Annotated in this window: 9 protein-coding genes; 3 read left to right on the plus strand and 6 right to left on the minus strand. The window is 74.8% G+C overall.

Annotated features, from left to right (window positions below; genetic code table 11):
* Window positions 1-37: 37 nt before the first annotated feature.
* Window positions 38-4,591, plus strand: a complete 4,554-nt coding sequence (locus VT52_RS13590) for a non-ribosomal peptide synthetase (protein WP_053055450.1) — start codon at window positions 38-40, stop codon at window positions 4,589-4,591.
* 41 nt (window positions 4,592-4,632) lie between these two features.
* On the opposite strand, the gene VT52_RS13595 is transcribed toward VT52_RS13590, so the two are convergent.
* The gene (locus tag VT52_RS13595) at window positions 4,633-5,604 is read right to left on the minus strand and encodes a helix-turn-helix transcriptional regulator (protein WP_240509748.1); all 972 of its coding nucleotides are present in this window, start codon (window positions 5,602-5,604) and stop codon (window positions 4,633-4,635) included.
* Window positions 5,605-5,701: 97 nt separating this feature from the next.
* Between VT52_RS13595 and VT52_RS13600 the strand changes: the two genes are divergently transcribed.
* Complete coding sequence (locus VT52_RS13600) at window positions 5,702-6,442, plus strand: alpha/beta fold hydrolase (protein WP_046418995.1); 741 nt, start codon at window positions 5,702-5,704, stop codon at window positions 6,440-6,442.
* A gap of 31 nt (window positions 6,443-6,473) precedes the next feature.
* Here VT52_RS13600 and VT52_RS13605 read toward each other — a convergent pair whose 3' ends face one another.
* Entirely contained in the window at window positions 6,474-7,976 is a 1,503-nt protein-coding gene (locus tag VT52_RS13605; protein WP_046418993.1) for an aldehyde dehydrogenase family protein, read from the minus strand.
* A 106-nt stretch (window positions 7,977-8,082) separates the two neighbouring features.
* Here VT52_RS13605 and VT52_RS13610 point away from each other — a divergent pair, with 106 nt between their 5' ends.
* Window positions 8,083-12,822, plus strand: coding sequence for a non-ribosomal peptide synthetase (locus VT52_RS13610; protein WP_053055449.1), 4,740 nt, complete (start codon window positions 8,083-8,085; stop codon window positions 12,820-12,822).
* Between the two features lie 51 nt (window positions 12,823-12,873).
* On the opposite strand, the gene VT52_RS13615 is transcribed toward VT52_RS13610, so the two are convergent.
* The 4 genes from VT52_RS13615 to VT52_RS13630 form a co-directional block, all read right to left on the minus strand.
* The gene (locus VT52_RS13615) at window positions 12,874-13,530 is read right to left on the minus strand and encodes a DUF2461 domain-containing protein (protein ID WP_046418992.1); all 657 of its coding nucleotides are present in this window, start codon (window positions 13,528-13,530) and stop codon (window positions 12,874-12,876) included.
* A 156-nt stretch (window positions 13,531-13,686) separates the two neighbouring features.
* Window positions 13,687-18,285, minus strand: a complete 4,599-nt coding sequence (locus VT52_RS13620) for a non-ribosomal peptide synthetase (protein WP_046418990.1) — start codon at window positions 18,283-18,285, stop codon at window positions 13,687-13,689.
* The gene (locus tag VT52_RS13625; protein WP_063888339.1) at window positions 18,285-18,854 is read right to left on the minus strand and encodes a flavin reductase family protein; all 570 of its coding nucleotides are present in this window, start codon (window positions 18,852-18,854) and stop codon (window positions 18,285-18,287) included. Before VT52_RS13625 ends, VT52_RS13620 begins: the two co-directional genes overlap by 1 nt.
* Window positions 18,851-20,485: a tryptophan halogenase family protein gene (locus VT52_RS13630; RefSeq protein ID WP_046418987.1), complete on the minus strand. Its 1,635-nt coding sequence runs from the start codon at window positions 20,483-20,485 to the stop codon at window positions 18,851-18,853. The genes VT52_RS13625 and VT52_RS13630 overlap by 4 nt, the downstream gene beginning before the upstream one ends.
* Window positions 20,486-20,544: the final 59 nt, after the last annotated feature.

The raw sequence follows: 20,544 nt of genomic DNA on the forward strand, positions 1-20,544 counted from the left end.
GGCCGGCGGCCGGGGAACTTGACGAGAGGAGTTCCCCATGCGACATGCGCTCCGGCGGCTCGCCGGGATGACGGCGGAGGAACGCGCGGCGTTCCTCGGGCGGACGGGACCCGCGGCGGAGGCCGCCGCCCCCTCGGCCGAGCCCGCCGGGCGGAGCCGCGGTGCGGCCGCCGGGGCGGACGGTGAGCCCGCCGGGCCGGTTTCCGCCCCGGTCGGCGAGCGGGTTCCGGGAGCCGTCGCGGGGCCGGCACCCGTGGCCGCCGGGCGGCCGGGTTCCGTCGCCGTGCCGGGTGAGCCCGGCGCCGTACCCGGCCCCGCGCCGGCCGCCGCGGCCGACGGCCCCGCCTCGCGTCCGAGCCCCGCCTCCCCCGGTCAGGCCCACCAGCTCTACCTCGACCGGCTGTGGACGGGCGACGGTGCTCCCTACGTCGTGCCGTTCGCGCTGCGGCTGACCGGGGAGCTGTCGGTGTCCGTGCTGCGGCGGGCGCTGGCGGATGTCGTCGAGCGGCATCCGGTGCTCTCCTGCCGCTTCCGGTTCGAGGACGGGACCGCGACGGCCGTGCCCGGGGCGCCGCCGGAGCTGTCCGTCGTAGCGCTGCCCGCGGGGGAGGAGGCGGCGTTCGCGTATGCCGAGCAGCGGGCGCGGCTCCGGTTCGACCTGGAGCACGGGCCCGTGGTGCGCAGCGAGTTGATCACGATCGCGCCGCGGGACCACCTGCTGCTGTGGATCGTGCATCACATCGCCGCCGACGGCTGGTCGGTCGGCGTTCTCATCGAGGAACTGAGCGCGGCCTACCGCGCCAGGCTGGCCGGAGCAGCGCCCGAACTCCCGCCGCTCACCATCCGGTTCGCCGAGTTCGCGGAGTGGCAGTGGCGGCGCCTCGACGCGGCCGACGACCGTATCGAGGCCCACCGGGCCCGGCTGGCCGGAGCCGGGGCGGCGTTCGTGCCCGCGGATCACGAGCGGCCCGCGGTGCAGACCTTCGACGGACGCAGCGTCCCCTTCCGGCTGCCCGCGGAACTCGCCGCCGGTCTGCGGGGCCTGGCCCGGGAGCGTGGGGTCACCCTCTTCCCGGTGATGCTGGCGGCCCTGCACACGCTCGTCGCCCGGTACAGCGGGCTGGACGACGCGGTGACCGGGGTGGTGGTGTCCGGGCGCGCGCGGCCCGGCACCGAGGCGCTGATCGGCCCGTTCGCCAACACGCTGCCGATGCGGATCGACTCCGGCGGCGACCCGCGGTTCGGCGTGCTGGTCGACCGGGTCCAGGACGCCCTCGTGGCCGTGCTGGACGACCAGGACCTGCCGTTCGGGTCGCTCGTCCAGCGGCTCGGCGGCGCGCGGGACACCACCCGCAACCCGCTCTACCAGGTGCTGTTCAGCATGGGCAGCCTCCCGCTCGGGGACGCGGAGGTGGCGGTCACCCCCGAACTGGCCCTGCGCCCGGTGTCGTTCTGCAACAACACCGCGCGGCTGGACCTCGAACTGACCGTGGAGCAGTCGGGCGAGGGCCTCGGCGGACGGCTCGACTACAACAGCGACCTGTACGACGCCTCGACCGCCGAGCGGCTGCTGGAGCGGTACGCCACCCTGCTGGCCGGCATCGCGGCCGACCCCGACCTGCCGATCGGACGGTACCCGCTGGAGCCCGAGGACGCCCGCCTGGCCGCCCTGCGGGAGGCCGCCGTACCGGCGCGGCCGGCGTTCGCGACCACGTTCGGCGAGCTGTTCGCCCGGCAGGTCGCGCTGCGTCCCGACGCGCCCGCCGTGCGCTGCGAGGGCGCCGTGCTCAGCTACGCCGAACTCGACGCGGCGTCCGACGCCGTCGCCGCGGCCGTCCGGGAGCGGGTCCGGGGCGCGGAACCGGTGGTGGCCGTCGGCACCGGCCGTTCCATCGAGTTGCTGCCCGCCGTGCTCGGCATCTGGAAGGCCGGCGCCGTGTACCTGCCGCTGGAGCTGGAGTACCCGGCGGAGCGGCTCGCCCGGCTGCTGAGCGACAGCGGCGCGCGGCTGCTGCTGACCGCGGGCGCCGAACTCCCCCACTTCGAGGGCCTGGTGCTTCCCGCGCCGCCCCCGTCCCTCGACGTACGCGCCCTGCCGGACCACACGTCCGTCCGGCGGGATCCCGAAGCCGATGACCCGGACCGGCTGGCGTACATCATGTACACCTCCGGATCCACGGGGCACCCGAAGGGCATCGCGGTCACCCATCGCAGCCTCGGCAACTTCCTCGCCTCGATGGCCGAGCTGGACGCCCTGCGCGCGGACGACGCGACCCTCGCCCTGGCCAGTCTGCCGTTCGACGGCTCGGTGATCGAGCTGTTCCTGCCGCCGGCCGTCGGCGCGACGGTGACCGTGTGCGGCCGGGCGGACGCGCGGGACGCGGAGCGGCTGGCGGCCCTGCTGCGGGGCGTGACCGTGCAGCACGGCACGCCCTCCACCTGGCGGATGCTGCTCGACGCCGGTGCCGACCTGTCCGGGCTGCGCTCCGTGCTCTGCGGGGGAGAGGCGCTGCCGCCCGGACTCGCCCGCGAGCTGCGGGCCGCCGTCGGCGACGTGTGGAACCTGTACGGCCCCGCGGAGACCACCGTCTACTCGCTGGTGCGGCGCTGGGACGGCGCCGCCCCGCTGATCGGTCCGCCGATCGCCGGTACGACCGCGCACGTCCTCGACGCGGAGCTGCGTCCGGTGCCCACCGGGGTGCTGGGCGAGCTGTTCCTCGGCGGTGCCGGGCTCGCCCGCGGCTACCTCGGCGAACCGGAGCTGACCGCCGAGCGCTTCGTACGGCATCCGGTGACCGGCGAGCGGCTGTACCGGACCGGCGACCTCTTCCGGCGGCACGCCGACGGATCGCTCACCTGCCACGGGCGCACGGACCACCAGCTCAAGATCCGCGGCCACCGGATCGAGCCGGACGAGGTCGCGGAGGCGCTGGAGCGCGACGACCGGGTGCGCGAAGCCGTCGTGATCGGACGGGAGTTCGGCGGCGGCGATCTGCGGCTGGTGGCGTTCGTCCGGCTCGCGGACGGGGCGCACGGCAGCGAGGCGGAGCTCAGGGACGCGGTGGGCGCCCGGCTGCCCGCGTACATGGTGCCGGCCCGGATCGTCGCCGTACCGGAGTTCCCCCACAACTCCAGCGGCAAGGTGGACCGGCGCGCGCTCGCGGCGCGGGATCTCGCGGACACCGTGCTCGCCGGGGACGAGGGTGCCGCCGATCCGCCGGTCACCCCGACCCAGGAATGGCTCGCCCGGCTCTGGGCCGAGCTGCTGGAGCGCGAACGGGTCGGTGTGCGCGAGGACTTCTTCGGGGCGGGCGGCCACTCCCTGCTCGCGGTCAGGATGCTGCACCGGGTCATGACCGGCCGGGGCGCCTCCGTCGGCCTCGCCGACTTCCTCGCCGCGCCGACCGTGGAGGCGCTGGCCGCTCTGGTCGACGAGGAGAACGCCACGGGCGAACTGGAGCGCCGGGTGGACGCGATGAGCGACGACGAGGTGGCGGCGCTGCTGGCCGAACTCGACAAGTCCGAACCGACCCAGGAGGCACACCCCACCATGGCGAACCCTTCCGAAGACGAGGCCTACCAGCGGTTCCTCCTCGTCGCCCATGGGCACACGCTGTTCAACGCCGTCGTCGCGGGCCTGGAACTGGACGTGTTCGGGCATCTGTCCGCGCACCCGGGGGCCACCCTGGACGAACTCGCGGAGCAGGCCGGCACGGCCCCGCACAAGATGCGCGTCCTGCTCGCCTCGCTGTCCGCGATCGACCTGCTGACCAGGACGGACGGCCGGTACCGCAACGCGCCGCTCGCCGAGCGGCTGCTCGCCCCGCGGGGCCCGGAGAGCTGGCGCAACATCTTCCTCTCCCGCCACCGCACCGACTACGCCGGCATGGCCCACACCACGCAGGCGCTGCGCTCGGGCACCAACGACGGGCTGAAGGTGCACGCGGGGGAGGGCGATTCGGTCTACGAACGGCTCGGCGCCGACCCGGAGACCGAGGCGATCCTGCACCGGTCCATCGCCGCCTTCGCCCACCAGGAGATGCAGGGCCTGCTGCGCACCGCGGACCTCGAAGGCACCGGGCACCTGCTCGACGTCGGCGGGGGCAGCGGCGCCAAGGCGGCGGCCATCGCCGGACACCACCCGGGGATCACGGTCACGGTGTTCGACCTGCCGTCGGTGACGGACCTCGCCGCGCGCGAGCTGCCGCCCGGCGTGGACGGCCGGGTGCGCTTCCGGCCCGGCGACATGTTCGCCGACCCGTTCCCGTCCGGCATGGACGCCATCCTGTTCAGCAGCGTGCTCGACGTGTTCGACGCCCACCGGGTGGAGACGCTGCTCGCCAAGGCGTACGACGCGCTCGGGCCCGGCGGCCGGGTGCTGATCTACTCCTGCAACACGGCGCCGGACGAGGCGGGCGGCATCATCGCCACCTCGCTCTCCCTGTTCCTGAACGTGATCGCCACCGGTGAGGGGATGGCCTACCCGGTCGCCGACTACGAGCGGATGCTGCGCAAGGCCGGGTTCGACCAGGTCGGTGCGGTCGGGGGACTGCCCATGGAGCACGCCATGATCACGGCCGTCAAGCACTGAACGGGGCCGTCAGCCACCGGACCCGGCCGGCCGGGCGAGCCTCATGGTCCGCCCGTCCGGGCCGCGCAGGACGCGAGCCGGTCGGACAGCCGGGCGAGGGCCGCGCGGAGTTCGGCCGGGTGCTGGACGGTGAGCGGGCAGCCGAGCCCCGCCAGATAGCCGGCCATGGTGTCGAACCGCTCGGCCCGCGTCTCCAGCAGTACCCCCTCGGCGGTCTGGACGAGGGTCGCCGCAGCCGGTGGGACACGGCGCGCGGCCTGTTCCAGGGTGGTGTGCAGCAGCACCCGGACCCGGTGCCGGCCCGCGACCTCGCCGAGGGCCGCGGTCAGCTGCGCCGCGGGGTCGTACCCGGGTGGTGGCGGGGCCGCCCGGGGATCAGCGGCGGGTTCCAGGGAGCGGACGCGGTCGACCCGGAACACCCGGATCTCGGCGCTGCGCGAGTCGAGGCCGGTCACGTACCAGCGGCCGCCGTGCAGGACCAGTCCGTAGGGGTCCAGGTCGCGGGCGGAGGTCTCGCCCCGCCACGACTGGTAGGTGATGCGTACCCGGCGCCGGTCGCGGGCCGCGGTGGCCAGGTCCAGGGCGATCCGCGGGTCGGGCGCGGCGGCCGGACCGGAGGGCGGGGTGCGGGCGAAGGTGTCGCGCAGGGCGGCCACCTGGTCCGCGACCGGTTCGGGCAGCACCCGGTTGATCTTGGCGAGGGCGCTCTCGGTGGTGCTGCCGGGCAGCCCGTGCGGGGATCCGGCCAGCAGGCCGAGGACGACCGCGGCGGCTTCCTTGTCGGTGAGCGCGAGCGGGGGGAGCCGGAAGGCGGGCGGCAGCCAGTAGCCGCCGTAGCGGCCGCGTTCGGCGGTGAGCGGGATGCCCAGGTCGGCCAGGTGGGCGGCGTAGCGGCGCACGGTCCGCTCGCCCACGCCGAGCCGCCGCGCCAGATCCCGGCCGCTGATGCCGGGGCGGTCCTGTAACAGCTCCAGCATCGCCAGGACGCGGGCCGTGGGTCGCTCGTTCGGCACAAGCCCCCTCTTCCCGACGGCTATCCGGACCGATTTCGTCCTGATGGGAGTCTACCGTCGGAGCGTCGGAGAGTGTGGTGAAGCGAGGAGAAGGCGCATGTCGACATACGTGCTGGTGCCCGGGTTCTTCTTCGGTCCGTGGGTCTGGGAGGAGGTCGGCAGGCTGCTGCGCGACGCCGGGCACGAGGTACGGACGGTGTCCCTGACGGGGCAGGGCGAGCGGGCCGGTGAGGCGACCCCCGAGGTGGGCGTCTCCACCCACGTCGCCGACATCACCGACGCCGTCGGCGACGCGGACGACGTGGTGCTGGTCCTGCACAGCGGCGCGACGATCGCGGGCACCGCGGCCGCCGACCGGCTGCCGGAGCGGCTGCGGCGGATCGTCTACGTGGACACCGCGCCGTTCCCGGACGGCATGGCGCAGATCGAGTTCCTGCCGCCGGACGCGCAGGCGGAGCAGCGGCGGCAGATCGAGACGGAGGGGAACGGCTGGCTGCTGCCGGCCCGGCCCTTCGACGAGGACGACCGGCAGCGGGACCCGGTCGCGCTGGCCGGTCTCTCGGCGGGCGACCTGACCCAGATGCGCGGGCGCGCCTCCGCGCAGCCCGCCGCGCTGGTGCTGGCTCCCGCCCGCCGGCCCGCCGAGATCCCGGACACGCCGCGCACCCTGATCGCCTCCACCTTCACGGCCGAGCAGGTGCGGGCCATGGTCGCGGCCGGGCTGCCGGCCTTCGCGATGCTGGCGGGGCCGGGCTGGACCATCACCGAACTGCCCACCGGACACTGGCCGATGCTGTCACGGCCCAAGGAACTGGCGGAGCTGCTGGCCGCCATGTGACGGGCCGCCCCGCCCCCGGCGCGGCCCCGGTTCAGCCCGCCGCGGAGCTGAGCGTGAGGCCCGCCGGGCCGTCCCCGGTGGGCGGGAGCTGGATCGCCTTGGTCTCGCTGAAGGCGGCCAGCCCCCAGGCGCCCAGCTCGCGGCCGTTGCCCGAGCTCTTGTAACCGCCGAAGGGGGCGCGCATGTTGAACGGGGCGCCGTTGACGTCCACCCGGCCCGTGCGCAGCCGCGTGGCCAGGGCGGTGGCGTGCGCCACGTCCTTCGACCACACCGCGCCGGACAGGCCGTAGCAGGTGTCGTTGGCGATCCGCACCGCGTCGTCCTCGTCGCGGTAGGGCAGTACGACGACGACCGGACCGAAGACCTCCTCGACGACCGCCCGTGCCCGCTCCGGCAGGCCGGCGAGGACGGCCGGGGTCAGCCAGCCGCCGCCGGCCACCCCCGCGGGGGCCTCGCCGCCGGTGACCAGGGTCGCGCCGCCGGCCACCGCCTCGTCCAGGATGCCGCGCACCCGCGCGGCCGCCTCGGGGTGGATGAGCGGCCCGATCCGCGTGGCCGGGTCCCAGGGGTCGCCGACCCGCAGCGTCCCGGCCGCGGCCGCCGCGAGTGCCACGGCCTCGTCGTACCGGGCGGCCGGGACCAGCAGACGGCTCCAGGCGAAGCAGACCTGACCGGTGTTGAAGTTCGCCTGCTGCACGGTCGCCGTCACCGCCGCGCCCAGGTCGGCGTCGGGCAGCACCAGCGAGGCGCTCTTGCCGCCCAGTTCGAGGTTGACCCGGGCGGCCCGGGGTGCGGCCAGCTCGCTGACCCGGCGCCCCGAGCGGATCGAGCCGGTCAGGGACACCACGGCGACCTCGGGGTGCGCGGCCAGCGCCTCCCCGGCCTGCGGGCCCCGCCCGCACACCAGGTTGAACACGCCGGGCGGCAGACCGGTCTCGGCGAGCAGCTCGGCCAGCAGATAGCCGCTCAGCGGCGCCAGTTCGCTGGGCTTGAGCACCACGGTGCAGCCGGCCGCCAGCGCGGCGGGGACCTTCTGCAGGTTCAGCGCCACCGGGGCGTTCCACGGAGTGACGCACCCGGCGACCCCGGCGGCCTCGGAGCGCACCAGGGAGTTGCCGATCCGCTGCTGCCAGACGTGCTCCCGGGCGGCCTCGGCGCAGGAGCGCAGCGCCTCCAGGCCGAAGGGGACCTGCGCGTGCCGGGCCAGGCCCACCGGCATCCCGGTCTCCGCCGTCAGCACACCGGCCACGGTGTCGGCGTGCTTCTCCAGCAGCTCGGCGAGCCGGTCGAGATACCCCAGGCGCTCTTCGAGGGGCGTGTCCGACCAGGCGGGGAACGCCCGGCCGGCGGCCGCGACGGCGGCGTCCACGTCCTCAGGCCCGCCCGCGGGGACCTCCGCGAGGGTGCGGCCGGTCGCCGGGTCCACGACCGGGACGGCTTCGTCGGACCGCGCGGGGCGCCAGTCGCCGTCGATCCACTGGACCGAGCGTGACCGGCGGGCCGCCGCGGGAATCGCTGCGCTCGTGCTCTCCATGGGCCCAGCGTCGGGCCCGCCGGTTATCGGACGGTGACGTAACCCCCGGGTAACTGCGGTTCCTACAGTCGGCGTTGTCGTCCGCCGTCATGTCCGAGGAGTCGCGATGACGATCAGTGTCCCGGAGGACCGCACGCTCCGTACACCGGACGGCGCTGCCGAGGCCGGCGACGAGGCGGCCGCGCTGCCGCCCCTGGTGCCGGAACCGGACGCCGCCGGCGAACCGTTCCCGCTGACTCCCACCCAGCAGGCCCTGTGGGTCGGCCGGGCGGACGCCGTCGAGCTGGGCGGGATCGGCTGCTACGGGTACTTCGAGTGGGAGCGGCCCGAGCTGGACCTGCCCCGTTACCGCCGCGCCTGGGAGCGGCTGGTCGCGCACCATCCCGGGCTGCGCACCGTGGTGCGCCCGGACGGCACCCAGTACGTGCTGGAGCGGCCCGGACCGGTGCCGATCACCGTCGAGGACCTGCGCGCGGACCCGGAGGCGGCACGACGGCTGGCGGAGAGCCGGGACGAGCGGGGCCACCGCGTCCTCGACCCCGGTACCTGGCCGATGTTCGAGCTGCGGGTGGTGCTGCTGGCCGACCGGGTCCGGGTGCAGCTCGGCATCGACCTCCAGCTCATGGACGCCGGCAGCCTGTTCCTCAACCTCTTCCCCGGGCTGGTCACGCTGTACGAGGACCCGGACGCGCCGCTGCCGCCGCAGCGGCTCGCCTTCCGGGACTTCGCCCGCTGGCTCCACGAGGACGTGCGCGGGGGAGCGCGGTGGCAGGCCGACTGGGCCTACTGGCAGCAGCGCCTCGACGGCCTGCCGCCCGCGCCCGACCTGCCCGTGGCCCGGTACGACGCCGGGGGGCCGGGGAAGTTCGAGCGGTGCGCGGTCCGCTACCCGGCCGAGGAGTTCGACCTGCTGCGCGAGCGGGCCCGCCACTACGGACTCACCGGGACGGAACTGCTCGTCGGCGCGTTCGCCGAGGTGCTCCGCGGCTGGAGCTCCGATCCCGCGTTCACCCTCAACGTGCCGGTCTTCCAGCGGTTCGGCATACCCGGCGCCGAGGACGTGATCGGCGACTACACCAACGCGATCCTGCTCGAAGCGCGTCCCGAGGGGCGGACCGTGGCCGAGCGGATCACCGCCCTGGCCGAGCGGCTGCGCACCGACACCCGGCACGCGAGCGTGAACGGCGTGGAGGTGCTGCGCGAGCTGGCCCGGCGCCGGGGGCTCGCCGCCGCGGCCATGCCGGTCGTGGTGACCAGCCTGCTCGGGCTGCCGCCCGCCCGGTCGATCACCGAGTTCGGCACCGAGGTGCACTCGATCACGCAGACCCCGCAGGTGTCGCTGGACTTCCAGATCCGGCCGGAGGACGGGGAGCTGCGACTGGTGTGGGACCACCGGTCCGGCACCTTCGCGCCCGGCGTCGTCGAGAGCGCGTTCGAGGCGTTCCGGGACCTGGTGGGGCGGATGCTCGCGGACGAGCCCGGGTACGGCGTCTGGGAGGCCCCCTTCCTCGACGTGCGCGGCCGACGGGACCGTGCGGTCTGGAACGAGACCAACGACACCGCCGAGCCGGTACCCGCCGTGCTCCTCCAGGAGCGGTTCTTCGCCCAGGCGCGGCGGACGCCCGACGCGGAGGCCGTCGTGGCGCCCGGCCGGCGGCTGACCTACGGGGAACTGGCCCGGCACGCCCGCCGCATCGGGAACGCGCTGCGCGAGCGGGGTGTACGGCCGGGGGACCTGGTCGGCGTGGTGATGGAGAAGGGCTGGGAGCAGTACGCCGCGGTGTACGGCGTCCTGGCCGCCGGCGGTGCCTATCTGCCGCTCGACGCGGCGTCGCCGCGGGGACGTGTCGCCCGGCTGCTGGCGGCGGCCGGAGCCGGCGTCGTGCTCACCCAGTCCCGGCTCGGGGGCGAGCTGGAAGTGCCGGCCGGTACGACCGTGCTGTGCGCCGACACCGATTTCGAGACCGCCTCCGCCGCCGAACTCACCCCTGTGCAGGGGCCGGACGATCCGGCCTACGTCATCCACACCTCCGGATCCACCGGGGAACCCAAGGGCGTCGTGGTGGCGCACCGCGGGGTGGCGAACCTCGTCCGGGACGTGCGGCGCCGGTTCGACGTCACGGCCGCGGACCGGCTGCTCGCGCTGTCCGGCCTGCACTTCGACGCGTCGGTCTACGACGTCTTCGGGCCGCTGGCCTGCGGCGCCACCGTCGTCGTCCCGCCGCCGTTCCGGCGCGCCGAACCGGACGTCTGGGCGGAGCTGGTGCGGGACGAGCGGGTGACGCTCTGGAACTCGGTGCCGGTGCTGCTGGAACTGCTGGTCGGTGAGGCGGAGGCGCGCGCGGACCGGCCGCTGGGCACGCTCCGGCTCGCGGTGGTGTCGGGCGACTGGATCCCGCTGGACCTGCCGGAGCGGGCCCGCGCCCAGGCGCCGGGGCTGCGGGTCGTCGGATCGGGCGGACCCACCGAGACCATCTGCTGGTCGCTCTTCCACCCGATCGACGTCGTGGACCCGCGGTGGACGAGCATCCCCTACGGGAAGCCGATCACCAATCAGCGGTACTACATCGTCGACCGGGACCTGCGACCGCGCCCCACCTGGGCGCGCGGCGAGATGGCCGTGGCGAGCCCGCTGGGCCTGGCCCTCGGCTACCTGAACGACCCGGAGCGCACCGCGGCCAAGTTCGTCACGCTGCCGGTGAGCGGTGAACGCGCCTATCTGACCGGTGACTTCGGGCGGCTGCTGCCGGACGGCGGGATCGAGATCCTGGGGCGGGAGGACTTCCAGGTCAAGGTCGCCGGGCAGCGGATCGAACTCGGTGAGATCGAGGCGGTGCTGAACCGCGCCGAGGGGGTGCGGAGCGCGGTCGTGACGGCGCCGCGCAGCGGTGCGGGCGTGGTCCGGCTGCACGCCTTCGCGACGCCGGAGGCGGGCGCGCGGCTGAACGCGGAGGCGCTGCGGGAGCATCTGGCCGCGCGGCTGCCCGCCGCCATGGTGCCCGCGGCGATCAGGGTGCTGCCCGAACTGCCGCTCACGGCCAACGGGAAGGTGGACCGCCTGGAGCTCGCGCGCCTCGCCGCCGCCCCGGAACAGCCGGCCGGGTCCGCGCCGCGGCCGGCGGCCGCGTCCCGCACGGACACCGGGCTGCTGGCGGAGCTGGTCGCGGCCTGCGTGGGCGAGATCCTCGGTCTGGACGAGGTCCCCGCGACGGGCAACTTCTTCCGCCTGGGCGGCGACTCGCTGAGCGGCACCCGGCTGGCCGCCCGTCTCCAGGACCTCCTCGGCACCCCGGTCCCGGTCCGTACCGTCTTCGCCAACCCGGACCTCGCCGACCTCGCCGCCGCCGTCGCCGCCGACCCGGTGTCGGGGCCCCAGGCACTCCGGGTGGCCCGGCTGCTGGCCACGCTGGAGGAGGCCGAGGAAGCGGAGGAGGCCGAGCAGGCGGAGGAGGCGGAGCTCGCGGCGGCCGGAGGAGGACCGGGCGCCGGGCGGGCCCCGGCCACCGGCACCGGGCGGACCTCCGCCACCGGCGCGAAGCTGCCCCCCACCCCCCTCGCGCAGGACGACCCGGCGCTCGCCGGCCTCCTCGTCCGTGAGGACCTCCGGCAGCGGCACACCCTCGTGCTCGTCGCGTCCTCCAGCGTCGCACCGCCCTCGGTGCTGGCCTGCGCGGGGTCGGTGCTCGGGAACCTGACGACGGAGGGCTACCCGGGGCGCCGCTATCACGCGGGTGGCGAGGTTGCGGACGAGGTCGAGCGGCTCGCTCTCGACCGGGCGCGCGCGCTGTTCCGGGCCGAGGCCGCGAACGTGCAGCCGCACTCCGGGTCCTCCGCCAACCTCGCGGTCCTCACCGGCCTGCTGGAGCCCGGCGACACCATCCTCGGCCTGGGCCTCGACTGCGGCGGCCATCTGTCGCACGGCTCGGCCGCCTCGATCACCGGACGCTACTTCCGCTCCGTCCACTACCGCACGGGCGCCGGGGACCTGCTGGACTACGACCGGATCGCCGAACTCGCCGACGAGCACCGGCCGAAGGTCGTCATCGCCGGCGCCAGCGCCTACCCCCGGCGGATCGACTTCGCCCGGTTCCGGGAGATCGCCGACGAGGTGGGCGCGTACCTGATCGCGGACATCTCGCACATCGCCGGGCTGGTCGCCGCCGGGCTGCACCCGAGCCCGGTCGACCACGCGCACCTCACCACCACGAGCACCTACAAGCAGCTCTACGGCCCGCGCGGCGGCATGATCCTGCTCGGCCGGGACGCGGACGCACCGGGACCGGACGGCCGGGTGCCGCTGCGGAAGCTGGCCGACCGCGCGGTGTTCCCGCTCGTGCAGGGCACCCCGGACCTCGGCAACGTGGCGGCCAAGGCGAGGGCGCTGCACGCGGCCGCCCAGCCCGCCTTCCGGACGCTGATGGAGCGGGTGCTGGACACCGCCGCGGCCATGGCGGAACGGCTCGACCGGCGCGGCCTGCGTGTGATCACCGGCGGCACCGACACGCACATGGTCCTCGCCGACCTCGGCCCCCACCACGTCAGCGGCGCGGACGCCGAGGAGGCCCTGGAGGCCTGCGGGATCCTGCTCAACCGGAACCGGGTCCCCGGCGACGACACACCGCCCCGGGTCACCAGCGGGATCAGGATCGGCACCAACACCCTGGCGGCCCGCGGTATTTCGCCCGGGACGGCGGCCCGGTGCGCCGACCTCGTCGCGGACGTCGTGGAGGAACTGCGCGACGCCAAGGCCGTCCATCCCGGCATGGCCGCCGAGATCCGGGCCGAGGTCCGCCGCGTCTGCGCCGAGCACCCCCTGCCCGGCTATCCGGACCCCCAGGAGGCATGAGAGGCATGAGGGGGCGCCCGGCCCCGCGGGGCCGGGCGCCCCTTCGGACGGCTACCCGCCCGAGGCGCGCAGCTCCCGGGCCCGGACGCAGGCGTTGGCCGAGAGCCAGTCCAGCACGGGACGCAGCTCCCGCCAGGTCCCGGCCACCCACGCCGCGGCCGACGGCCGGCCGGCCGCGACCCGGTCGCAGTCGCGCCCGATGTCCAGCGTCCGGTGGCGCAGCAGCCCCACCCGGGGATGGCCGGCCGGCACCCCGCGCGGTCTGGTGCGCAGCGCGACCCCGCCCACGGCGTGCCCGAGCCCCGCCAAGCCGTCCACGAGCGACTGGAGTTCGGCGCCGCGCTCCTCGGCCACCACCGCGCGGAGGGCGGCCGTCTCCTGCGGGGCGCGCGAGTAGTACCGGCCGGTGGCGCGCAGTCCCCGTGCGTCGAGGTGGAGCCAGTAGCCGAGGCCGGGTTCGAGGTCCACCAGGGCCCCTTGGTACGTCTTGTACGGCGACTTGTCGTTCGAGGCCCGGGTGTCCCGCTGCGGCCGCAGCATGCGCAGCGCGCCGAACTCCGGGGACAGTTCGGCGACCAGCCGCGCCATCGGCTCCCGTACCGCCCGCTCGTACCGGTCGCGGTGGCGGTGCCAGAAGGCGGTCGAGTTGTCCTCGGCGAGCTCTTCGAAGAAGTCGAACGCCTCGTCCGGAAAACCGGTGAAGGCCATGGGGTCATCCCGCTTTCGTGCCGGAGCCGACGACCTCGCGCGTGTCGCCGTCGTGGTCAACAACCGCTCAGGAGCCGCCGATTGTAGTAGCGGCGGCGGGCGGGACGGAGTCGTTCCGCCGACTCCGCCCGCCCGCCGTGGCATCCGCCGGGCCGGTCAGCTGCCGGGCGTGCGGGGACGTACGGCGGCGAGGTAGCCGGGGACCCGGATCGCGCCGCCCTCGGACTCGGGGTCGACGGCGTACATCCGCGCCGGGCCGGAGGACAGCCGCCGCCACCGGTTCGCGGGGAAGTGGCGGTCCAGGTCCGTCGGTCCGAACGGGGTCGAGTGGCGCACCCCGGCGGCTTCGAGCGGCCGGACCAGACGGGCGGCCCGGCCGCGGGCGCCGCCCACATGGCCGAGGTAGCCGAACGAGTCGCGCGCGTAGTCGGGTTCGACCAGCAGCACCCCGCCCCGGCCCCCGGTGAGCACGGCCAGCGCGGCGGCCGTCGCGGCCCGCTCCTCCTCGTCCAGGACGTGCAGGACGGCGCGGATGAAGACGTTGGCGGGGCCGAGCCGCTTCGCCAGCGCCTCGACCGCGGCCGCGTCGCCCGGGTCGAGGACCTCGAAGGAGAGGTCGCCGGACCCCGAGCCCTCCGCGCGCGCTCGGGCGATCGCGGTGGGCGACACGTCGACACCGACCACCGTGCGGAAGCGGGTGGCGAGCGCGCGGGCGTAGCGGCCGTTGCCGCAGCCCAGGTCGATGACGGGCAGCGCCGGGTCCAGGTGCCGTGCCGTGGTGTCCAGGAGCCAGCGCATCTCGTCGGCGTCGTCGGCGTCCCACAGCACGTCCCCGCCCCGGCCGGTGGCGTCCACCGACGACCAGTAGCGCTCCCATGCCGCGCCGGTGCGCCGGGTGCCGGTGACCGCTGCGGGGGCCGCGCCGCCCGTCGTGTGCCGGGCGGTCCCGTAGCCGAGGTCGCCGGACCGCCAGCCCTCGCGGGTGGTGAGCCGGCCCAGCAGGTCGAGGAAGGCGGCGAACATCTCGCCGACCAGCCCGTCGGGATAGACGGCCTGGATGTAGTCCCAGTTGAACCGCAGCCCCCCGCCCTCGGTCTCGAACACCTGGAAGTCCAGGCTGACCTGAGGGGTCTGGGAGACGCCGTACACCGCCGAGCCGAACGTGGTCTCCCGCTGGTCCGGCGGATAGCCGACCAGGCTGGTCATCACGACGGGCATCGCCGGGGTGAGCGTCCCGCGCAGCCGGGTCAGGGCGCGCAGGACCTGCATGCCGGTGAAGTGGCGGTGTTCGAGATCGGCCCAGAGCCGCTGCTGCAGCGTCCGGGCGCGGTCCGCGAAGGTGTTCCCGGCACCGGTCGCCTCCAGCAGCAGTGTGGTGGTCGTATGACCGATCACCCCGCCGATCTGGGGGTGCAGGGGCAGCCGGCTGAACAGCGGGAAGTTGAGGCAGAACGACGGCTCGGCGGACCAGGACCGCAGCACCTCGGCGTAGGCGGCGGCGAGCACACCGGAACCGGTCACGTCGTGCTCGCCGGCCAGCGCGCGGACCGCCGCCCAGTCGGCGGCGTCGAGGACACCGCTGTGCCGCTCGATCCTGGCCGTCAGCTCGGCCTGGTGTGACGGGCGTTTTGGCAGCCGCGGGGCGCCGGGGAGCGTTTCGAGCCGGTCGAGCCAGTACCACTGGGAGCGCTGGTAGACGTCGCTGTCCGGGAGGTTCGCCGCGAGGCCGAGCACATAGTCGCGGAACGTCAGCCGCAGGGGTTCGAGCGCCGCGCCCCGGCCCGCGTACAGCTCGCTCAGCTCGGGGACGATCACCTGGAAGTAGCTCCAGGCGTCGGCGACCAGGAAGTCGAGCACCAGGTGGATCCGGGTCCGGCCACCCGGGAGCAGGGTCAGCCGCAGATCGAACAGCGGCCAGGTGGCCGCGTCGAGGATGGTGTGCGACAACCGCTCTCGCAGGGCCAGCAGTTCCGGCTCCGGCTCGGCCGTCGCCCGCAGGTCGTGGCGCCTGATCACGAAGTCGGGGACCTCGGCGAGCACCCGCTGGGTGCCGTCGGCCAGTACGACGGTGCGCAGCGCGTCGTGCCGTTCGACCAGGCTCTGCCAGGCGCGCTCGAACGCGTCGGGGTCGAGGTCGGGCGACTCCCACTCGAAGTATCCGTGGCAGCCGACGTTGCCGAGCTCGACCAGGCCGCCGCGGCCGATCCACATCGCCTGCTGCCCGTCGTTCAGCGGGAACGGCTCGAAGCGCGCGGCCGGGTCCGGCTCGACCGGGGGCAGCCCCGCGTAGGCGGCCGAGCCGGCGAGGCCCGCCTCGACCGCCGCGGACAGCTCGCCCGCGGTCGGGCCGGCGTACAGCTCGGTCATGGACAGCTCGGTGCCGAACCGGCCGCGCAGCTCGTCGATGAGCCGGAAGGCCAGCAGCGAGTGGCCGCCGAGGTGGAAGAAGTTGTCGGTCATCGAGATCGTCCGGCCGTCGAAGATCTCGGCCCACAGGGCTGCCATGGCGGCCTCGGTCTCGCTGCGGGCGGGCACGAAGCCGTCGCCGCCCCGCTCCGCCGGCTCGGGGGCGGGCAGCGCGCGCAGGTCCGTCTTGCCGTTCGGCAGCCGGGGGATCCGGTCCAGCGCGGTGACCGTCGCCGGGACCATGTAGTACGGAAGCCGTTCGCTGAGCCTCGCCTTGAGCGCGGCGCCGTCCAGTCCGGTGCCGCCGTCCGCCGTGACGTAGGCGGCGAGTCGCGGCCCGCCCTGGCCGGTGCGGACGGTGGTGACCACCGCCTCGGCCACCTCGGGGCAGTCGACCAGGGCGGTCTCCACCTCGCCCAGCTCGACCCGGAAGCCCCGGATCTTCACCTGGGCGTCGCCCCGGCCGAGGATCTCGATCGCGCCGTCCGCGCGGTACCGGGCGAGGTCACCGGTCTCGTACACGAGCCCCTCACCGGTCACCGGGTCCGGGCGGAACAGCTTCCCGGTCAGCTCGGGCCGCTCGTGGTAGCCGGCGGAGAGCCCGGCCCCGCCGATCAGCAGCCGTCCGGTCAGCCCGGGGGGCACCGGGCGGTCCAGCGCGTCGAGCACGTAGGCGCGCACGTTGGCGATCGGGCGGCCCGCGGGCACCGGATGCGCGGCCTTGATGTGCGCGGGGGTCGCCTGACTGGTCAGGTCGATGCCCGCACCCAGGTCCAGGCAGGTCAGCGCGTTGGTGCTCTCGGTGGTGCCGTACGTCATGACGACGCGGAACGGGGTGTCCACCGGCGGCCAGCTGTGCACGCGCTCCGCGGTGGTGACCATGACCCGCAGCGCGGCGTCGGCGGGCCAGTCGAGCGCCCAGGCCGGTTCCGCGAGGGCGGCCACCAGCATCGTGTGGGTGATCCGCTCCGCGACCAGCCAGTCCCGCAGCTGCGCCGGGGACAGCGCGTGCCGGGCGGCGGGGACGCACACCGTGGCGCCGAGCGCGAGGTGCGGCATCCACTCCATGATCTGGACGCCGAACCCGGGCGCGGACAGCCAGGACACGCGGTCACCGGGCCGTACCCCGTAGGCACGGCCGGTCCAGTGCACCAGGTTCTCTATCGCCCGCAGCCGCTCCAGGACCGCCTTCGGCTCCCCCGTCGAGCCCGAGGTGTAGATGAGATGGCTGAGGGGTTCCGCGGCCACCGGGGTGGCCGGGGGCTCGGCGGGCGCGGCCGCGGTGGCGGCGATGCCGATGACCGGCGGGCATGGTGCGAGGCGCTCGCGCGGCCGGCCGCCCGCGTCCCCAGGGAGCCGGTCGCCCGTCCCGCCGCCGGTGTCCTGTCCGAGTCGCCCGCCGAGCCCGCCGTCCGCCCCCTGAGCGAGCCGTTCGACCAGTCCTTCCGTGGTCAGGACCGCCGTCGCCGCGCTGTCGCGGAGCATGAACGCGATCCGCGCGTCCGGATTGACCGGGTCGAGGGGGACGATCGCCGCGCCGGACTTCAGGATGCCGAGGACGGCCAGCACGTAGTCGAGGCCGCGCGGGCAGAACAGTCCGACGTGGTCCCCGGCCGCGACCCCGGCCCGGCGCAGCTCGCCCGCGATCTGGTCGCCGCGCCGGTCCAGCTCGGCGAACGAGACGACACGCTCGCCCTGTTCGACCGCCGGCGCGTCCGGGCGGGTGCGCACCTGGTGCGCGATCAGCTCCAGGTAGCCGGTCGGCGGAAAGGGCGCGGCGGTGCGGTTCCACTCCTCGGTGACCAGTAGCCGGTCCGCGTCGGTCAGCAGATCCACCTCGGTCAGCAAAGTTCCCGGCGCGGCCTGCGCCCGAGCGCCGAGCAGCCGCAGCTGTCCGGCCAGCCGGCGCAGCGTCGCGGGCTCCCACAGCCGGGCGTCACCGGCCACCTCCACGGCGCCGTCCGCGAGTTCGACCGCGAGGTCGCCCGCGCCACGGTGTTCCCCCGGCCCGCCCGCGACCAGGGCCACCGGTGCGGCCGGCGGCCGGGACGGCTGGAACACGGGTCCGTCGAGCGCCTCCGCCGCGGCCGCGATCAGCGAGCCGACCGGCGCGTCCTGGTCCACCGGGATCTCGTACCAGCCGTCCCGGGCCGCCAGCCACACCCGGTCGTGCCCGCTGTACCGGGCGAGGAGGGCGGCCCACACACCCGACCACCACCGCCGGTCGCGGCCGAGGGCGGCACCGGCCGGGGCGGCATGCCAGGGGCGGTCCGGCTCGCGCGGTTCGCCGGGCTCGGCCGGCCGGTCGGCGAGCAGCGCCGGCAGCGGTTCTACGGCAGGAGTGGACATCAGCGGCCGCCTTCCGGGCGCTCGGGTGTGATGGGCAGGACGTCCCAGGGCCGGAACGACCGGTGGGCGTAGACGAGCGGTGTCCCGGGCACCACGCCGGCGTCGATGACCGCGCCGAGGACCATCGTGTGGTCGCCGGCCTCGACCGTGCGGCTCACCTCGCACTGCGCGTAGGCGCACACGTCCTCGGTGAGCAGAGGCAGGCCCTTCTCGGACATCCGCCAGCCGACCAGCGCGAACCGGTCGGGGACATCGGTGGAGAACACCCGGGCCGCGCGTTCGGCGCCGCCGTGCAGCAGGTTCACCGCGAAGCCGCCCTGCCGGAGCGCGGCGGCCAGCGTCGAACTGGCGGTGCGCAGACACACCGCGAGGGTGGGCGGCTGGAGACACACACTGGTCAGCGAGGAACAGGTCATGCCGCGCGGCCCGTCGTCGGCCGGCGCGGTGACCACGGTGACCCCGGTCGGGAACGAGCCCATGACCCGGCGGAACGCCTCCCGGGCCCGCGCCTCCTGCTTCACCTTCTCCGCCTGTTCCGCCGCGACGAGCGGTCCCGGGGCGCGGGTCACGCCTGCCGCCGTGGCGCCTTCGCGGGGGCGTGCCGCGGCCGGTCGGCGTCGTACAGATGGCTCAGGTACTCGTAGGCGGAGGGGAGTTCGGAAAGCAGCCGGCGCTGGCGGGCCTTCACGTCGGCGAAGGCGCGTTCGGCCGTGACGACCGAGCCGGGCCGGTACGAGATGATCGGCAGCGAGGAGCGCGGACGCACCCCGAGCCCGGCGAAGACGGAGTAGTAGCTGCCGTTGGTCCAGAAGTTGCGGAACTCGGACTCGAAGTTGCCGTAGTAGGTGCTCTCGTCGGTCGAGGGCGGGTTGACCGGGACCCCGGAGCGGTACATCTCGATCTTCTCCTTGATCTGGTCGGCCAGGGTGAGTTCCTTGGTGGCCCGCCAGAACGGCGTGTCGGTGCGCGGGGACAGCGAGAAGTGCGCCTGGAGGAAGTCCCGGGTGTCGTCGAACATGTCGACGATCTCGCGGTTGAACCGGTCCCGCAGTACCGGATCGACGTCGCGCTCGGGGAAGTGCTTGACCAGCTGGTACAGCGAGGCGGTGATGAAGTAGATGCCCGTCGACTCCAGCGGCTCCACGAAGCAGGAGGACAGACCGATGCCGACGCAGTTGCCCACCCACGCCCGGCGGTTGCGGCCGACCCGGAACCTGATGTGGTTGAGCGCGGCCTTCTCGGGGTCCAGGCCCCACAGCCGGCACAGGTCGCGGGCGGCCTCGTCCTTGTCCGCGAACGCGTCGCAGTACACGTAGCCGCTCCCGAACCGGCCCGGCATCGGGATCCGCCACGTCCACCCGGCGGGCATCGCGATCGAGGAGGTGTACGGCTCGATCCCGTGCGTCTCGTCGTCGTGCGGCACCTGGGTGGCGACCGCGCTGTTGTTCAGCAGGTGGTCGCTCATGTCGATGAAGGGCTCGCCGAGCTTCTTGTTGATCAGCAGTCCGCGCAGTCCGCTGCAGTCGACGAAGAAGTCGCCCCCGACCACCTCGCCGGACTCCAGCGTCACCGACTCGATGTAGCCGCGCGCGTCGGCCCGGACGTCCGAGACGGTGCCCTCGACGTGCCGTACGCCCTGTTTGCCGGTGGCGAAGCCGCGCAGGAAGGCGGCCACCCGGGCGGCGTCGAAGTGCCAGGCGTAGTTGGTGCAGCGGGTGCCGTCCAGGAACCGCGGGGAGCGATTGGCGTCCATCAGCGGCGGTTCGACGAAGCACGCGTAGTCGAAGGGCTCGCCGGTCGTGCCCGCCAGCCGTTTGCGCGTCCAGTAGTGCGACAGCGGCACCCCGTCGGGCGCGGGCAGCAGCCCGAACGGATGGTAGAAGTGGTCGGATCCGCCGGCGTCCCGCCTGGCGGCCGGCTCACCCGGTCCCGGCGTACGCCAGTTGACGAACTTGACCGCCATCTTGAAACCGGCGTTGCACTCGCCCATCCACTCCTCTTCGGGCAGCCCGAGGTAGTCGAAGAAGACCCGCTGGAGATTGGGCACGGTCGCCTCGCCGACGCCGATGCGCGGTATCGCCGGTGCCTCGACGACCGTGATGGACGCTTGGCCGGACAACGCCTTGCCGAGATAGGAAGCGGCCATCCAGCCGGCCGTGCCGCCGCCCAGGATGACGATGTTGCGGATGGGCTCCCCCATGGTGACCTCCGTCAGATGGTTGTTCTCCCGGCATCGTCGGCGGCGGCCATTACCCGGTG

The organism is Streptomyces malaysiense, assembly GCF_000980885.2.
In the GTDB taxonomy this organism is placed as follows: domain Bacteria; phylum Actinomycetota; class Actinomycetes; order Streptomycetales; family Streptomycetaceae; genus Streptomyces; species Streptomyces malaysiense.